Annotated in this window: 20 protein-coding genes and 5 pseudogenes; 10 read left to right on the forward strand and 15 right to left on the reverse strand. The window is 55.7% G+C overall.

The window, feature by feature from the left end; genetic code table 11:
• Positions 1-218: 218 nt before the first annotated feature.
• Both Q0859_RS19835 and Q0859_RS19840 read right to left on the reverse strand, forming a co-directional pair.
• Positions 219-863, reverse strand: a complete 645-nt coding sequence (locus Q0859_RS19835; RefSeq protein ID WP_299154564.1) for a hypothetical protein — start codon at positions 861-863, stop codon at positions 219-221.
• A gap of 7 nt (positions 864-870) precedes the next feature.
• On the reverse strand, positions 871-1,182 hold the full coding sequence (locus Q0859_RS19840; RefSeq protein WP_299154566.1) for a hypothetical protein: 312 nt from the start codon (positions 1,180-1,182) through the stop codon (positions 871-873).
• Positions 1,183-1,391: 209 nt separating this feature from the next.
• Here Q0859_RS19840 and Q0859_RS19845 point away from each other — a divergent pair, with 209 nt between their 5' ends.
• Positions 1,392-2,171, forward strand: a complete 780-nt coding sequence (locus tag Q0859_RS19845; RefSeq protein WP_299154568.1) for a hypothetical protein — start codon at positions 1,392-1,394, stop codon at positions 2,169-2,171.
• A gap of 161 nt (positions 2,172-2,332) precedes the next feature.
• Here the strand turns inward: Q0859_RS19845 and Q0859_RS19850 are convergent, their stop codons facing one another.
• Positions 2,333-2,650: a hypothetical protein gene (locus Q0859_RS19850; RefSeq protein WP_299154571.1), complete on the reverse strand. Its 318-nt coding sequence runs from the start codon at positions 2,648-2,650 to the stop codon at positions 2,333-2,335.
• A gap of 314 nt (positions 2,651-2,964) precedes the next feature.
• On the opposite strand from Q0859_RS19850, the gene Q0859_RS19855 reads away from it, so the two are divergent.
• From Q0859_RS19855 to Q0859_RS19880, 6 genes are all read left to right on the forward strand, one after another.
• Positions 2,965-3,402 carry an NUDIX domain-containing protein gene (locus tag Q0859_RS19855; protein WP_299154573.1) on the forward strand — a complete coding sequence of 146 codons (438 nt, stop codon included), beginning with the start codon at positions 2,965-2,967 and terminating at the stop codon, positions 3,400-3,402.
• 169 nt (positions 3,403-3,571) lie between these two features.
• Positions 3,572-3,826, forward strand: a complete 255-nt coding sequence (locus Q0859_RS19860; protein ID WP_299154576.1) for a type II toxin-antitoxin system ParD family antitoxin — start codon at positions 3,572-3,574, stop codon at positions 3,824-3,826.
• Positions 3,823-4,110, forward strand: coding sequence for a type II toxin-antitoxin system RelE/ParE family toxin (locus Q0859_RS19865; protein ID WP_299154579.1), 288 nt, complete (start codon positions 3,823-3,825; stop codon positions 4,108-4,110). Before Q0859_RS19860 ends, Q0859_RS19865 begins: the two co-directional genes overlap by 4 nt.
• A 64-nt stretch (positions 4,111-4,174) precedes the next feature.
• Complete coding sequence (locus Q0859_RS19870) at positions 4,175-4,447, forward strand: AAA family ATPase (protein WP_299154582.1); 273 nt, start codon at positions 4,175-4,177, stop codon at positions 4,445-4,447.
• Positions 4,444-4,824 (forward strand): hypothetical protein, encoded by a 381-nt coding sequence (locus Q0859_RS19875; protein ID WP_299154585.1) that lies wholly within the window; start codon positions 4,444-4,446, stop codon positions 4,822-4,824. Before Q0859_RS19870 ends, Q0859_RS19875 begins: the two co-directional genes overlap by 4 nt.
• Positions 4,824-5,033 (forward strand): plasmid partition protein ParG, encoded by a 210-nt coding sequence (locus Q0859_RS19880; protein WP_299154587.1) that lies wholly within the window; start codon positions 4,824-4,826, stop codon positions 5,031-5,033. Before Q0859_RS19875 ends, Q0859_RS19880 begins: the two co-directional genes overlap by 1 nt.
• A 17-nt stretch (positions 5,034-5,050) precedes the next feature.
• On the opposite strand, the gene Q0859_RS19885 is transcribed toward Q0859_RS19880, so the two are convergent.
• From Q0859_RS19885 to Q0859_RS19895, 4 genes and pseudogenes are all read right to left on the reverse strand, one after another.
• On the reverse strand, positions 5,051-5,353 hold the full coding sequence (locus Q0859_RS19885; protein ID WP_299154589.1) for a hypothetical protein: 303 nt from the start codon (positions 5,351-5,353) through the stop codon (positions 5,051-5,053).
• Positions 5,308-5,739 (reverse strand): replication initiator protein A, encoded by a 432-nt coding sequence (locus tag Q0859_RS21565; protein WP_366523235.1) that lies wholly within the window; start codon positions 5,737-5,739, stop codon positions 5,308-5,310. Before Q0859_RS21565 ends, Q0859_RS19885 begins: the two co-directional genes overlap by 46 nt.
• Positions 5,679-6,154: pseudogene (locus tag Q0859_RS19890) on the reverse strand (IS5 family transposase); the annotation flags it as partial. The pseudogene Q0859_RS19890 and the gene Q0859_RS21565, both read right to left, overlap by 61 nt.
• 28 nt (positions 6,155-6,182) lie before the next feature.
• The gene (locus Q0859_RS19895) at positions 6,183-6,392 is read right to left on the reverse strand and encodes a transposase (protein WP_299154592.1); all 210 of its coding nucleotides are present in this window, start codon (positions 6,390-6,392) and stop codon (positions 6,183-6,185) included.
• Between the two features lie 56 nt (positions 6,393-6,448).
• On the opposite strand from Q0859_RS19895, the pseudogene Q0859_RS19900 reads away from it, so the two are divergent.
• A pseudogene (locus Q0859_RS19900) lies at positions 6,449-6,671 on the forward strand (transposase); the annotation flags it as partial.
• A 28-nt stretch (positions 6,672-6,699) separates the two neighbouring features.
• Here Q0859_RS19900 and Q0859_RS19905 read toward each other — a convergent pair.
• The 8 genes and pseudogenes from Q0859_RS19905 to Q0859_RS19940 form a co-directional block, all read right to left on the reverse strand.
• Positions 6,700-8,049: a hypothetical protein gene (locus Q0859_RS19905; protein ID WP_299154595.1), complete on the reverse strand. Its 1,350-nt coding sequence runs from the start codon at positions 8,047-8,049 to the stop codon at positions 6,700-6,702.
• Between the two features lie 149 nt (positions 8,050-8,198).
• Positions 8,199-8,962: pseudogene (locus Q0859_RS19910) on the reverse strand (IS5 family transposase).
• A gap of 84 nt (positions 8,963-9,046) precedes the next feature.
• Positions 9,047-9,241, reverse strand: a pseudogene (locus Q0859_RS19915) (transposase); the annotation flags it as partial.
• Between the two features lie 150 nt (positions 9,242-9,391).
• Complete coding sequence (locus Q0859_RS19920; protein WP_299154599.1) at positions 9,392-10,570, reverse strand: TonB family protein; 1,179 nt, start codon at positions 10,568-10,570, stop codon at positions 9,392-9,394.
• Positions 10,567-10,944, reverse strand: coding sequence for a biopolymer transporter ExbD (locus Q0859_RS19925; protein WP_299154601.1), 378 nt, complete (start codon positions 10,942-10,944; stop codon positions 10,567-10,569). Before Q0859_RS19925 ends, Q0859_RS19920 begins: the two co-directional genes overlap by 4 nt.
• Positions 10,945-10,948: 4 nt before the next feature.
• Complete coding sequence (locus Q0859_RS19930) at positions 10,949-11,275, reverse strand: biopolymer transporter ExbD (RefSeq protein WP_299154603.1); 327 nt, start codon at positions 11,273-11,275, stop codon at positions 10,949-10,951.
• Positions 11,276-11,306: 31 nt separating this feature from the next.
• Positions 11,307-11,966 (reverse strand): MotA/TolQ/ExbB proton channel family protein, encoded by a 660-nt coding sequence (locus Q0859_RS19935; RefSeq protein WP_299154605.1) that lies wholly within the window; start codon positions 11,964-11,966, stop codon positions 11,307-11,309.
• On the reverse strand, positions 11,963-12,397 hold the full coding sequence (locus tag Q0859_RS19940; protein ID WP_299154607.1) for a hypothetical protein: 435 nt from the start codon (positions 12,395-12,397) through the stop codon (positions 11,963-11,965). The genes Q0859_RS19935 and Q0859_RS19940 overlap by 4 nt, the downstream gene beginning before the upstream one ends.
• Positions 12,398-13,234: 837 nt before the next feature.
• Here Q0859_RS19940 and Q0859_RS21570 point away from each other — a divergent pair.
• Both Q0859_RS21570 and Q0859_RS19945 read left to right on the forward strand, forming a co-directional pair.
• A pseudogene (locus Q0859_RS21570) lies at positions 13,235-13,516 on the forward strand (recombinase family protein); the annotation flags it as partial.
• A 3-nt stretch (positions 13,517-13,519) separates the two neighbouring features.
• Positions 13,520-14,335, forward strand: coding sequence for a hypothetical protein (locus tag Q0859_RS19945; RefSeq protein ID WP_299154609.1), 816 nt, complete (start codon positions 13,520-13,522; stop codon positions 14,333-14,335).
• Positions 14,336-14,348 lie beyond the last annotated feature (13 nt).

The following is a 14,348-nucleotide window of genomic DNA, read 5'->3' on the forward strand; positions in this document are numbered from 1 at the left end:
GCTTAACTAAGCCCAGATGAGCGACGACTCCTCAAAGTCAAACCGCCATCTGTCTCAAACCATTTGATGACGGACACGTATGCCTCAAACGCCTTTTTGTATAAGTTCTGATCGACGAACATCGTGGTGCCACCCTTTTCCAAGCATTATCGCCCAGACTCGTTCGGAGCAGCTAATTTTCTGTTAACCAAACGAACGCTCTGCGCCTTTGTTCGGAATCACTCTTCAGTCGCTATTAGCACCATATCGCCATAACGCAGCTGGACCCCACTGGAGGAGATCCCCAATGGCGTCACCCACAATCCAACGGATAGCCCAACTGAACGATCAGTTTCGAAGAGGCGATCCCAGCGTGCCACGGATGCGTTTTGGCGCTGTGCATCACATTCAAGTTGGTTGGTCCACTCCTGTTTTAGCTGAGCAACTTGCCATGCATATCTGGCCGTTTGAGCATCCCGCTCTTTAATCTCTGCCAGAACAACAATTTCGGTGATGATCTCTTGTAACTTAATCTCCAAGGCGGCTTCTTGGGCGTCTTTCCAGATTTTGACGGGCTCTTTGGTTCCACCCTGCTTGCTCATTGTCAACATAAGCAATGATGGCGTTGGCTTGCTGCTTGATTCATCCTCGAACCCGCAACAAACCTCCAGGTCCACGAAGACGCTCTGGTGGCAAATTTGGATGATCGCCGACGTTGGCTCATCTAATTTAGGGATGACCCCACCGTCAAAATCAGCAAGTGCATTGGACAGAGCATGCCAAATGCGCTTGATGCGTTTTGCTGGGTGTCCCTGGTTCGTCTGAACTTGTCGGTTGATCCGCACAGCCGAGAAAACCTGAACACGTATGTCGTCTATCGACATTGCAAATTCAGGCGGCGATAAAATTGTGTCTTTCCTTGGCCGACCGATGCGGATGCAGTTTCAGGACCTCGATAAAAGCGTCGTGCATTTGTTGCGTGCCGATCAGCGACGGCGCGGTTCCGGTCGTAACCAAGGCGCGTCCCGCCAAGGCGGCCGTTGGAACGTAGGTCCCCGATGCGCTACGGCCGATCTGGCCTTGCAACTCTTGGGACACTTCCCGCTCGAAACCAGCCTCGGACCAGTCACCCGTGACCTGTGCTTGCGCAACAGGGTGCTGACGGAGGGGTTTGACGACAACAACCACAACCCAAAAACCCACTTTTCGTAAACTCGAAACCGTCCAAAATAACGGGGCGCGAATATACCCACGTTGTGACCCCCAGGAAGGACCCGTGATTTCATTCTCAGCGGTAAGGTGCGGGACGAAGTTGACATTCGCTGCCTCTGCGCGAATGGCTGCTATGGGGCGCGTGCCATCAAGACCTGCCTCTTACGGGCAATAAAATTGTTTGATCTCGGAGGCTGAAAATGGGCGGCTATACTGGCAGTCGGACTCAACACGCGCTCCAGCGTACTAAGTCAGCACATTCGGAGGTTGACTTCGACCGCAAATTGGCTGAGGCAGTCATCGCGATCAAACGGTTTCTCTCCGAGGGTGGCAAGCAGCCATCATTCTCGTTTCTTGCCAATGTATGCGAGATTGGAAGCCACAAAGACTGCTTGAATGTGGGTGATATTGAGGCGATCAATTTTGGCCGGTGGCGTCTTGCTACAGAATTGCGTTTGCTGCACTGGCGTATTGATGCCAGCACGCCGCTTGTGAAAAGTCGATGGTCGCCTACCAGTGTGTCAACGACTTTGCATTTGGCAATCAGTCTTGCGCTCACCGGAAGACAAACTCTGGCATCGCCTATTCTTCATAAGCTTGCGCAAGGCATTGAGCCTGTCTTGGCAAAAATGTCTTCAAGGAAAGACAAAACGCGTGACTGGGGGGCAATTGCCTTTGTATTTCGCGCAATACTTGAAGCTAACGCTGTGCCGAAACTGTTTCACTCGACCAATGAGCTTTCCTTGAAGCAGGCCATGCTGGCTCGGCCCACATACTGTGACGCGGGGGACCCATACGGCGCACTTCTGGCCCACTTTGGTGCCGACCTCATACCAGTTGAGATTATCTTTCTGTCGCGCGCATTGGGGCACATTGATGCTGACATGGTAGCGCTTGACGAGGGGATCCGAACGACAGGCTACCCGACGAACGAGGCGTTTCAGGAAATCGACATGGAGTTGAGCGTCGCTGGGATCTGAGCGGAGCAAGGCAACCGCGACCATTCGCAGGTTGGCTAGCCAACGCGAACGGTGCGGGCGAAGCTGCCGTTGATTTCCTGTCCGCGAATGGTAGCTTTAAGCACCACAAAAACAGAGGCTTGCCTTTGTTGACCTGAAGCTTTCAGAGGACAGAGTTAAGCTCAGTGCGCCCGAAGTTTGTAGAACAGCCTTTGGATGTCGAAGTCACCGAACACGAATGGGAACTCCTCAAGCGTGGTGCTCGGCCTCAATCCATGGATCAGAAGTGGGTGATATTCTACAGGGAAGGGTTCTTGAAGTTTCATCGAGAGGGACACACCCTTTATAAAACCGAAGCCGAAGGGTAACTCCGAGCCGTGGCTCATGTTGATCAAAAACCGGTACATCGGTTCGACAGTGATGTCTGTGTTGTATTCGGCTTCGTAAATCACTCGTTGTTCCGAAGTGTCGTACCTGAAAGCTCTAAAATATGTTTCCATTGTAATCTTCCTCATTAAAACAGCCTCTTGGCTTGCCTAGACTCTGACGCCTTGGCGCAGGAAAATCATTATTCACGTGAAGGTTTTTTGAGGAAAATCAGTGTTTGGTTTCTGACTGCCAAGGGTCTGAAGTTGGTAGGGTACAGGCGCGGAAAATTTGTATTTTGTTATGTTGTTGAGAATGGGCTGGTGTGATCGCTCTTCTCGAGACCAGACGTTCGGGCAGCGCGCAGAGAACGACGGTTGAGAGCCCACCTTGCAGGAATGCTGCGTTGCCGCCAAAGTCTCCTTTTGGAAACTGAAAAGGCCCTGACATGAATATCGATTGGCAAAGGGCAGCAGCTTATGTCGTAGCTGTTGATGCACAACAGCAGATTCTATTGACGCAATTCAGCAAGACCGGACATCCGAAATCGGGGGCTTGGACCTTACCGGGCGGTGGAATGGAATGGGGCGAACAGCCACACGAGACAGCACTACGCGAGCTAGGAGAAGAGACTGGCCTAGCTATACTGAAGCGTCCAGGCTTGCGCCGTTCGAATACGTCGCCCTTCTTTGGCCGGTTCTGGCGGATTTGCTCATCTTCAGATTGCCGCTCGCAACCAGTTTTCTGTTTGCGTTACCGCTTGTTCTCATCGGTGCATCAATTGCAGCACTTGAGAACAAGGCGAGATCGAAACAGCTTTAGCCAGTCGCAATCAAATCTGTTTCCTACGGCCCGTCATGGCTTTGAGTTTCAAGTCGCTATGTAACTCGAGTGGCCATTCATGTGCAAAGTCTGAACGGCAGAAAAGTCCGCATTGCAGCCCCCCTGCCTTACTAATTCAAACGTCATCTGTAAGCCTCAAATGAGTATTTGAGTAAATGGGTGGCCTTGATCAATACCAATTATTGGTATAAACTCCTCATAGGAGGCCCATCATGCCCAAAAACACATCTATGTCCCTTGGCGATCACTTTGCCAGCTTTATCGACACCCAGGTTCAGGCAGGTCGTTATGGTTCGGCCAGCGATGTTGTGCGCGCCGGTCTGCGCTTGCTTGAAGAGCATGAAGGCAAAGTAAAAGCCCTTCAAGACGCTCTAATTGAGGGCGAGCGGTCTGGAGAGCCGCAGCCCTTCGACTTCGATGAGTTCAAGGCGCGCAAACGAGCAGAGCTTAACCAGGCCAACGGATGAGCCTTGTCACCTTCTCGCCTGCCGCAGCGGCGGACCTCGATAACATTTGGGACTACACCGTCGAAGAATGGGGGGGCGACCAGGCTGACCGCTATACAGATGATATTCAGAACACCTGTAGCAGCCTTGCGCGCGGCGAGAAACGTGGGCGCGACGTGGACGTGCGTGCAGGCTACCTGAAGCATGCTGTTGGAAAGCACTTCGTGTTTTTTCGGACAACCAAGGCTGGGATCGAAGTGATCCGCATCCTACACCAGAGTATGGATGTGGGCCGTCATCTGTAGTCGGGCTCGTCTCAACTCAAACACTCAGTTACTCTTTTGAGTAAAAACACAAATGAGGTAGAGCATGAGTATTATTTCCGTCCTGAATCCCAAAGGTGGTAGCGGTAAAACCACAATAAGTACCAATCTTGCCAGATCGCTACACGAACTGGGACATTCGGTCCTGATCGTGGACAGTGATCCACAAGGCAGCGCCCGTGACTGGCACGCTGCCAGTGAAGATAATCCCATCGAACTGGTCGCGCTGGACCGTCCCAACAACGTCAAGACGCTGGCCAGCATGGCCGCAAACTACGATTACGTAGTGATCGATGGCGCTGCAAAGCTGGAGACATGATCGCGGCCTGCATAAAGGTCAGTGATTTTGTTCTGATCCCCGTGCAGCCTTCACCGTATGACATCTGGGCTGCGTCGGACCTAGTGGATTTCATCAAGGCTCGGCAGGACGTGACGGACGGATCGCCGCGTGCCGGCTTTGTGGTTTCCCGTGTCGTGGAGGGAACCCGGCTTGGCAGCGATGTGCGGACGGCCTTGGATGACTACGTTTTGCCGGTCTGCGAAACAATGATCACACAACGGCAGGTGTATCCCCAGACCGCATCCGAGGGGCTGACCGTGTTCGATGCTGACAACGCCAAAGCGAGGGCGGAGACTACGGCGTTAAGCGACGAGATATTGGCGATGCTGGCACCGGCGATAAGGGAGGTGGCGTAATGGCATTGTCCGCAAAACGTCCGAGCCGTGGCGATGATGTCCGCAAGCGCATCCTGCACGAAATCACCGAAACAACCGAGAAGAAGAAACGCCTGAACGCCGAGATTGAAGAGACGCTCTATCGGAAAATCAAGATGCGAGCGGTCGAGGAGGGCCGTTCAATCTCCGATATCACCCGTGATCTATGGTCTGAGTATTTGAGCAAATAAGTGTTTGAGTAAATACTCTACCAGCCGTTGCGCCCGCGTTTCTTGAACCAGCTCTTACAAAACCCGAGAAACGCGGCGTCGGGGTTCTTAGGTGGCTCTTTTTGTTTGGCTGCGTAGGTCCGCCATTCTCCAGCCAGAACCCTTATATCCCATGTCGGGGCCAGCTCCCTTGCGCGTTCCAAGGTGTCTGGCAAGAGGGGCAGGACATAGCCGCCTGTCAGTCCGTCCTGTTCTGGCTTTGCTGTGTAGTTATCCAGAAACTTCGGTTTGGGCGTTACCATGAGAATGTCCGCGTCCAGTCGGAAAGCATAATCCAGCATGTGGTTGTGTTCCTCATCAGTCTTGCAGATCGCCCGAACAAGTCTGCGAAATTCCTTATCCGAGGCGTAGAGTCGGTTCGGGCCTTCAGCTTGTCCAGACCGCATTTCCACTCCGGCTGCGTACCGCATTGCTTGCGGGCCAGCTCATACAAACGGCGCCCCAGAGGCCTGCGAAGCTGAAAATAACGGCGATTGAGTGTCAGCACATCGTCACCGGCAATGGCATTGAAAACCCAATCGGAAAGGGTGACCTCAAGATCGAGCACGCGACCGTCGCGGGTTTCCCGAACGATCCGGTAGCGGTCAATCAGGCTAGGGTCAGGACTCATAGCCAGTAAATGACGAGAGCCGCGAGGGCGATGGCTGACAGGAAAGCCCTCGGGCATCTGTCGTATCGCGTTGCGACACGCTGCCAATCCTTCAACCTGCCGAACGTGATCTCGATCCGGTTGCGCCTCTTGTAGCGGCGCTTGTCGTAATTTACCGGTTTCTTCCGCTGCTTCCGGCCAGGGATGCAGGCGCATATCCCTTTGTCTTTCAACGCTTCCCGGAACCAGTCGGCGTCATAGCCACGATCCCCGAGCAGCCAATCGACATCCGGTAGGCTGCTCAGCAGCGCTCGTGCGCCAATGTAGTCGCTGACCTGACCGGCGGTGACGAACAGGTCGATTGGACGTCCGCGACTGTCGCAAATAGCATGCAACTTGGTGTTCATGCCGCCTTTGGTGCGGCCAATCAGACGGCCACGCCCCCCTTTTTGACGCCCAGACTGGACGTCGTTCGATGGGCCTCAGGTATCCATCTCCCTGGATTGATATCGTTGCGGGGTTTAGCCGAAGTGAGCGGCAACGGTGCGAGAGCTGGTAAACCGCGCTGGATCATCGACAGCCGCACGGCACGTCAGGGCCGCAATAGGGCCGACACCGAGGATCGCCATGAAGCGCAGACAGGTCTCATCATGGCTGGCCGCTTGCTTCACACGGCGGTCCAACTCGCGATAGGTTTTGTAAAGCACAGCCCGCGCATCTAGCAGTGGCAAAAGTGCATGAGACAAAACCGGGTCTGCCTCGATCAATGGACGGACCCGCTCATCGAATACGCGCCTGCATCCCTGGCCGGAAGCGGCGGAAGAAACCGATAAAGTACGACAAGCATCGCTACAAACGCCGCAACCGGATCAAGATCATGTTTGGCCGCCTGAAGGATTGGCGGCGCGTGGCAACCAGATACGACCGATGTCCAAAGGTCTTTGCTCTCTGCAATCGCTCTCGCAGCGACCGTCATTTATTGGTTATGTGTCCTGACCCTAACTGATTGATGCTGCGTCTGTCGCACCTGTTGCGCTACTAATTTGCGCTCGCCTCGCAACGCGCCAGCAAAGCATCTGCATCGACACCGAAGGCACTCAAGCTATTAGACGTTGTCAGCGCACAGCGCTCGCCCGCCGCGCGCGAATAATCGACATCGAGCGTATAGACCTCGGTAAACCCATGCGACGTCAACTTGCGCCCAGTTTCAGTGTAAGTTGCAGCACTCCCGCGCTCGGATGAAATGATCATACCATCCTGAATCTCAATGGCATCAATCCCAAATGCCAAAAGCACCCCTGCCGGCGCAAAAGCACCGTCGATCACCTGCCAAACCGCAAATTCGGTGTTTACGTTGTCCGACCCCAGCGGAATCAACAGCTCTTCGACATCGTCACCGTCCAGATCGCGCAGGCCCGGGTTCAGAGATGTGCCCCACATCTTCAATTCATCCTGAAGCCCAAAACGCCCATCAAAAAAGGTCTGCGACAACTCCACTTTGTCTTCTCCAAAACGGAACCAAAGTTCGGTTGCGCTTGATACAAGAATGCACTCCTTCGGCCCATCTCCAGGTTCTAGGTCGCTGCACAAAGGCGGACCTTCGAGGGCGCGATGGCTGTCATCTTCCAGCGGAAACAGCGCGTTCCAACGCATCGACTCGCAGCGCGCCACCAGTTCCGCCTCTACCAGCTCCATATCGCGCCCAAGCTCGCCCAGTTCGACTGAACACGATTCATCATACAAATCGATATCCATGGAATAGGCCGTGAACATGTCATTGCCCTGAACCATGTCGCCAATGATGCTGATAGAAATATCATTCCGATCGACCACTGTTTCGACAAACGGGCCGTTCAACACGATCTCATGCGGTAGAGCAACTGTGGACAACGAACTGACCCGCTTGAACACAAGGTTCTCTAGGGCCTCATCATAAGCAAACCCCCAGATCTCATAGAAATTATGGTCGGCGTGAACGCCCATCCCAATGAGCAATTCATCCTGACCATCCGCCGTGAAATCACGCATCACGGGCACAGCGACGGGGTCTTCGATGTCGATCGGGTCAGAGGTCAGGTAAACCTCCCCGGAATCGTATCGGTGTTTAATGATTAGTTGCGTGACGTCTTCGTTGTAATCAAAAAACACATTGCGCGCTTCATGATCGCCAAAAGGAAATTGACAGTCGGTGCCTACATTAAGCTGCGGGTGAAGGTCCGAACAGTAAGGCACAACGGTCTGCGCGTGGACAATAGCAGGGGCCGCACACAGCGCCACCACGCCAGCAGCGCTACGCGCTACATAATGAATGTTCATGCCATTCTTTCCCTCTAGAAGTTGGTCAACAACGCGAAGCTGATCTATTTTACTTTTTGTTTCAACTGACATTTTCCACGGGGCTGGCCTTCTGACGTCAAGGCCAACGGAATCTGCCCACCAAACAAGTTCTGCCGATACCTCGGCCTCAAAAATAAACTTGCTTTCAAGCTCAAGAACTTCCTGTAACTCTGTGCGTCACGCGCTCTTAGGCTCAGGACTCATAACCAGTAAATAACGATTTCCGCGAGGGCGATTATGGAGAGGAGGACCATTGGACATCTGTCATATCGAGTTACTACGCGCCGCCAGTCCTTAAACCTACCGAACATGATCTTGATCTGGTTGCGGTGCCTGTAACGCCGTTTGTCGTATCTGATGGCAGTCTTGCGTTGCTTACGACCGAGGATGCAGGGGCGTATCCCTTTGTCTTTCAACGCTTCTCTGAACCAATCCGCGTCGTAGCCACGGTCCCCAAGGAGCCAATCGACATCCGGCATGCCACGCAATAGGGCATGCGCGCCAATGTAATCGCTGAACTGACCTGACCGGCTGTGACGAAGAGATTGAGCGGACGGCCTTGGCTATCGCAGATGGCGTGCAGTTTCGTATTCATGCCGCCCTTCGTGCGCCCAATCACACGTCTACGTCCCCTTTTTTGACGCCCAGACTGGACGCCGTTCGATGGACTTCGAGGTAAGTTGTGTCGATCATAACCGTCGTCTTTTCGCCGTGATCAGCGGCCAGACCGGCCATCATCTGTACAACAATACCCTTATCGCTCCATCGCTTCCATCGGTTATAGAGAATCTTGCGCGGAGCGTATTCTTTTGGCGCATCACGCCACCGTAAACCGTTGCGAATAATGAAAATAACCCTGCTCAAAAACACGCCTTTCATCTACGCGAGGCTTGCCGTGGGGTTTGGAAAAGTAGGGCTCAAGACGCGCTATCTGCGGGTCGGATAACCAGATTAAATCAGACATATTCACCGCTCGTTTTTCGGGCTGAGGATCACGCAGACAAGCGGAAAACAATGGGTCCTGACCCTAGTGAACCTTGGCCGCGAACCCGGCCAACCGCAACAGGCTCTGGACGAAACCAGTTGTCTGCCTCAACGTCATCCCGAACAAGACCTTTAAGGTCAGACATGTTTGGAAGGCGACATCACTGAATTGCTGTTGCCGACCGTCTTTGCGGCTACGCGGAGGCGCCCAAACCATCTCGGGATCAAACCAGATTGACAATGATCCGCGCCGCTTCAAGCTGTCATTGTAAGACGGCCAATTCGTCGTCTTGTACTTCGCAGGGGCTCAATTGCTCATACCCTCAGCTATCACGCTGGATTCATACGGTGAACCCCACTAGCTCATTTGTGCAACAGAGCCCTGGCTGGTCGTCCAAAACCCCATGGTCTAGCGCTGGATCCGATACACGAAATTGAGCGCCCTACTTTGTCCCCCGGGCGGTGGCGGGAAGGGCGCGCCTCTGCGCACATGCTCTCTGGCGGCCCGCCCGATTTCTGATGATCCGCTGCCATCAATGATGTCGACGGTTGCCAGAGTCCCGTCAGGATTGATCCTGAACAACACGCGCGCCCAACCGCGCGCGGAAACGGGCACGGGCGGCACGCGGTTCAATTGCATCAGAACCCTGCCCGCATAGTTGGTCACGTTTGAGTTGCCCGGACCGAGGGAACCACCAGAGCGCGACCCGCTGGATTGCGACCCTGCGCGCCTCCCCGCAAACAGGTTTGTGCCGTCTCGTTTGAAGGCCGTCAGGGGGGACTCGATCAGATTGCTCGGGGGCGCGGGGGGGCTTGTTTGACTTGCCGTTCCATCCGCCGCGCCGAACGGCTGCGCGGACGGGGGCGATGGGCGAAGTTGCGGACGCAGGGAGGTTGTTGTGCCTGCCTCGGATGTATCACTCTCGGGGGCTTGTTCGTCGGTCTCGATTTCTGCGGGCGGGTCTTCCGGGGGCACGGGCTCGGGTGGAAGGGCGGCGATGACGTCAGGTAGGGGTGCTGCGGCCAGCGGCGCGGCGGGCGGTGTCACGACAGGTTCCGACACCACAGATGGTGCAAGGGGGGAGGCGATGGGTGGTGAGGCCCCGTCTGGGCTGCCTGCCGCGGTGTCTTCAGCGTCTGTTTCGACCGGAGGCGTGGGTGCAACAGGCGGAGCGGTGTTTTGCGGCTCGGCCGCAGACGCATCTGCATCTTGCGTATCTGCCGTCTCGGGCGACACCGGCTCGCTGACGGTCGGCTGTACCGCATCGGCAGGGCCGCTATCCGGTGCCGCCGTCGCTTGCGGACTGGAGGACGCAACGAGGGCTTGGCTGGTGGGCGCTTCGGCCTCGACTGGTTCTGACGGGGTTTCGGCGGGCGGTTCGGGAGGCTCAGCCGGTTCGGGTTCAACCGGTGTTATGCTGGTTTCGGCAAGGTCCGCAAAATCATTGCCCACCTCGACGCTTTCGACACCCTGGTCCGCCGTTTCGGGCGACGACATGTCCGCCCCCGTCAGGGCAAGGCCCAGAACGTGGATGATCAAGGACAGGATCAGCGCGACAACGCCAATGGCGGTCGATCTGCGGATCATTCCAAGGATCGCTCGGTAACGAGGATGACCGAGGACGCGCCAGAGGTGCGCAGCGCGCGCGAGATCTCCATCATCCGCAAACCATTGGCGTTTCGGTCTGGCACGATACGCACAGGGCCATCCGCGTGGATTTGCATATACGCCTCCACATTCGTTTCATCGCCCCGGAAACTCAACGTTCCATCGGCGCGCAACACCAGCGCATCGGGTGGTTCGCGGCCTTCAAGCTCGGCTGTTTCTACAAGTTTCAGGTCTGGGTCCAAAGGCGCAGCAATGGTCCCGGCGATCAGAAAGAACACCAGCATCAGGAATACGATGTTGATCAAGGCGATGGAGGGGTCGCGTTTGCGTGTCTGGGGTGTGGCTCTGATCATCGCGTCATTCCAGCACCAGAACACTCAACGCTTCGCGACCACGCAACCGGACCAACAGGTCCACAACTCTTTGGGCCGTGGCGTCGTCGTCAAGGCTGACCAGAACCTGCCCCTCTTCCACCGTTTCGGCCAGCTCATCCAGCGTCACCTCCGATCCATTGAGCGTCAGGCGATCTTCGCCCAACTGCACGAAGGCGCGGTTTGGCGTTGGACCTTGAGCAGAACGTCCGCCCGCGGCCTGACTGAGTTCAATCTCTCCGAAGGTCGAAAAGGTCGATGTCAGCATAAAGAACAAAAGCAGCAGAAAGACGACGTCGATCAAAGGGGTCATCGACACCGCGCGTCTTTTGAAGGGTGCGGGGTTACGCATTGACGCGTGCGCTATAGGTCGGATCGGCTGCCTCTTGCGCGGCCCTTTCAGGCACAAGTACGGTCCGCAGCGCCTTGTCGGCAAAGACCCGTTCGCGTGCCGTCCGGCTTTCCAGCCAGGTCAGCACCATCGAGGTGGGGATTGCCACCGCCAGACCTACGGCAGTCGTCAGCAACGCAACCCAAATGCCGCCCGCCAGTAACGAAGGATCAACCGACGACCCGGCCTCCTGAAGGCTTCTGAAGGCGTCGATCATGCCGATGACCGTGCCAAACAGCCCAAGCAAGGGCGCAATCTGGGCGATGGTGTCGAGCACGCGAAACCCGCGCTCAAGGCTTGCAAGTGCGACCCCCGCCTCTGCGTCAAGCCGCGCCTCGATCCCAGGCCGCTGCGATCCGGCCATGGCACTGCCCAGAAGAGGGGCCAGATAGCTTCGGCTCGCACCCAATCTGGTCAGCGCCGCACTTTGCTCGCCCGTGTCCCAGAGGCGCAGGGCGTCCGACAAGACCCGGTGACGCCCCACACCTGACACTGAAAATTGCCATATCTTGTAAAGGGTGACGGTCAGTGTCAGCACGGACATCGCGAACAGGACCAAGACGACCGGCCCGCCAAGTGCGAAAAAACCGCTAAGGGCGTCAAAGACAGTCATCCGAGCAATTCCACGTCGATCCGGCTGCGGGTCGACAGGGCCCGGTCACAGATGTCGCTCTCCGCTCCGGCGGCGGTGCAGGTGTTTGCGCCGTTGATCAAGACGCGCGCGATAGAGGCACAGGGGATGCCGGGCACATCGAACTGGCGCACCCGGGGCCTGCCCTGTGGCAAATCCCTGAAATCAAAAAGCGACAGGGTGGCCACGCCGCCCGCGCTGTCAAAGATGACGGTTTCGAAAACCACCTTGTCGATCGCGGAGGTGGTCTGATTGTGCGCCACAAAGCTCAGACGACACGCAGCGTCGGTGTCGGTTATCGTGTTCAATTCAAGATCGACGGTGGGTTGGGATTGCGCATCGGTTTCGGCCTGCACAAGGGCCGGGAGTGCTGCTGCGAGTAAAACACAAGCAGCGGAGTAGCGAAAAAGCATCCAAGGGCTCCTGACGTGTCAATGCCGGTCGCGCCACCAACCGGAGCATCCCGCCTCAAGCGGGGGATGTCTTGGGCAAACTAGTACAGGCCTGTGGCACTTCAAAGACCCGTGGACGTCATTGTGAACTGTGCTGGCATTGGTGCGGAATGTGGCCGAGGGGGTCTTGCCGTGCGACGTGGCTGCGCCGCAAGCTTGCGGGTTCAGTTTTCCAGGCACTTCTTGGGGACTGACCGACAGGCGAAGCTGACTGAAACCGTCTGGAATGTCGAAAGCTGTCCTTTCGCCCGACATACGCTGCGATTCATGCCGGACGACACACAAATGATTGTGGCGTCCGGTCTAAATCGGAGTCTGCCGAATTTTCAAGCCACTGAAACTGAATCACATTTTCAGAAGAGTCCATTTAGAACCGCAACTTCGTCCGCCCAAGAACGCAACTTGGCCAATGGCACGCACAAAAAGACCGCCAAAGGCGGTGCGAGAACCAGGGTTGGATGATCAAATTTCATGTGAGGTTATTGCGAGGAATCACGGCAGGTCACAATTCCAAAGCGATCGCGATGGGCATCGCAATGCATCTGTCGGTTAGCGGGTTCTAGCGTGAATAGTCTGCTGAACCGATCATCTTAGGCTATGCGGTTATTCGTCTGGGTCCAGACGTTGCCATTCCAGTGTCCCGTTTTTCTTCATGCGGCGAACCATGGTGACGTGAACCAGTGCTTTCTCAACGATGCTGTCGTCTCCGGTGGCAAAGGCCTGCTCAAGGAGTTCGCGCTGTGCGCTCAAACCATTTGATGACGGACAGGCTATCAGCCAAATGGCCGAACACTGAAGATAGACGAGACCGAATCTGAAACGATCAGGACGCTTTATGACCTCTATCTGAAACTTGGCACCCTGCGTGATGTAAAGGAACGGGCAGAGGAACTTGATCTCAGATCCCGGCGCCGCGAACTTACCGGTGTCCGGATCTCAGGTGGTACTCACTTCGATCGTGGCCATCTCCAGCATATTCTCAGCAACCCGGTTTATGCCGGGAGAATCCGGCACAAGAAACAGGTCTATGAGGGACAGCATCCGGCCATCATTGATCCGGTGGTTTGGGACAAGGTGCAGATCATGCTTCAGAGCGGGGCGGCGGTTGCTCGCGGCTCCAGACAAAAGGCCACCAGATCACTGCTTGCGGGCAAGCTCTTTGATGAAACGGGCGATCGTCTGACGCCCAGTCACAGCAGAAAGAACGGCAAACGACTTCGCTACTATTTATCCCGTAGACTGGTCAAAGATCGCAGCCGGAAGCATCCGTACGCCTGGCGGCTGCCAGCAGATCAGGTGGAGGGCTTGCTGGCTGAACTGATCGGGCAGCATCTGAGCAGACCCGGTGCCGCGGTGGCAATGACTGAAGGCTTGACGGCCACCGAACTTTCAGACGTATCGAAAAGGCTTAAGGAACAAGGCAATTTGACGGATCACATGGCTTTGCTTGAACGAGCCGATCTGCGACCAGGATCTCTGGCAGTAAGGCTGAGCACGGAAAAACTCGCGAACCGTCTCGGTTGCCTGCCTGAGAGGATCAATCCGGCTGAATTGACAATCATAGTTCCATTCCAGATGCGCCGGCGCGGCGTAGAACTAAAACTGCATCTTGGCGAGGCACCTGCGGAGATCGATAGAACGCTGGTGCCGAACATAATAAAGGGGCGCAGCTGGCTGGCGATGGTTGTTACAGGGAAAACCTTCTCCGAAATTGCTGTCTCCGAAGGCGTCTCGAAGCGTCGTGTGCAGGACGTGACCAATCTGGCATTGCTCGCGCCTGAGTTTCTTGACGGTATCGCTACGGGTGAACAGCCCGATGGCCTCACCACGGACTACCTGATCAAGACCCGCTTCTCTGCTGTCTGGTCAGAACAGCGCCAACAGTTCGCTGCGCTCTGAAACAAAACCCCCT

Source organism: uncultured Tateyamaria sp., assembly GCF_947497045.1.
Classification (GTDB): Bacteria; Pseudomonadota; Alphaproteobacteria; order Rhodobacterales; family Rhodobacteraceae; genus Tateyamaria.

Bases quoted from the DNA above. Each gene is read 5' to 3' on its own strand.
- Q0859_RS19870 (WP_299154582.1), top strand. From the start codon at position 4,175: ATGAGTATTATTTCCGTCCTGAATCCCAAAGGTGGTAGCGGTAAAACC.
- Q0859_RS19925 (WP_299154601.1), bottom strand. From the start codon at position 10,944: ATGATCAGAGCCACACCCCAGACACGCAAACGCGACCCCTCCATCGCC.
- Q0859_RS19920 (WP_299154599.1), bottom strand. From the start codon at position 10,570: ATGATCCGCAGATCGACCGCCATTGGCGTTGTCGCGCTGATCCTGTCC.
- Q0859_RS19845 (WP_299154568.1), top strand. From the start codon at position 1,392: ATGGGCGGCTATACTGGCAGTCGGACTCAACACGCGCTCCAGCGTACT.
- Q0859_RS19835 (WP_299154564.1), bottom strand. From the start codon at position 863: ATGTCGATAGACGACATACGTGTTCAGGTTTTCTCGGCTGTGCGGATC.
- Q0859_RS19905 (WP_299154595.1), bottom strand. From the start codon at position 8,049: ATGTCAGTTGAAACAAAAAGTAAAATAGATCAGCTTCGCGTTGTTGAC.
- Q0859_RS19930 (WP_299154603.1), bottom strand. From the start codon at position 11,275: ATGACCCCTTTGATCGACGTCGTCTTTCTGCTGCTTTTGTTCTTTATG.
- Q0859_RS19880 (WP_299154587.1), top strand. From the start codon at position 4,824: ATGGCATTGTCCGCAAAACGTCCGAGCCGTGGCGATGATGTCCGCAAG.
- Q0859_RS19850 (WP_299154571.1), bottom strand. From the start codon at position 2,650: ATGGAAACATATTTTAGAGCTTTCAGGTACGACACTTCGGAACAACGA.
- Q0859_RS21565 (WP_366523235.1), bottom strand. From the start codon at position 5,739: ATGCCCGAGGGCTTTCCTGTCAGCCATCGCCCTCGCGGCTCTCGTCAT.
- Q0859_RS19865 (WP_299154579.1), top strand. From the start codon at position 3,823: ATGAGCCTTGTCACCTTCTCGCCTGCCGCAGCGGCGGACCTCGATAAC.
- Q0859_RS19940 (WP_299154607.1), bottom strand. From the start codon at position 12,397: ATGCTTTTTCGCTACTCCGCTGCTTGTGTTTTACTCGCAGCAGCACTC.
- Q0859_RS19945 (WP_299154609.1), top strand. From the start codon at position 13,520: ATGCTTCAGAGCGGGGCGGCGGTTGCTCGCGGCTCCAGACAAAAGGCC.
- Q0859_RS19855 (WP_299154573.1), top strand. From the start codon at position 2,965: ATGAATATCGATTGGCAAAGGGCAGCAGCTTATGTCGTAGCTGTTGAT.
- Q0859_RS19860 (WP_299154576.1), top strand. From the start codon at position 3,572: ATGCCCAAAAACACATCTATGTCCCTTGGCGATCACTTTGCCAGCTTT.
- Q0859_RS19885 (WP_299154589.1), bottom strand. From the start codon at position 5,353: ATGCTGGATTATGCTTTCCGACTGGACGCGGACATTCTCATGGTAACG.
- Q0859_RS19935 (WP_299154605.1), bottom strand. From the start codon at position 11,966: ATGACTGTCTTTGACGCCCTTAGCGGTTTTTTCGCACTTGGCGGGCCG.
- Q0859_RS19875 (WP_299154585.1), top strand. From the start codon at position 4,444: ATGATCGCGGCCTGCATAAAGGTCAGTGATTTTGTTCTGATCCCCGTG.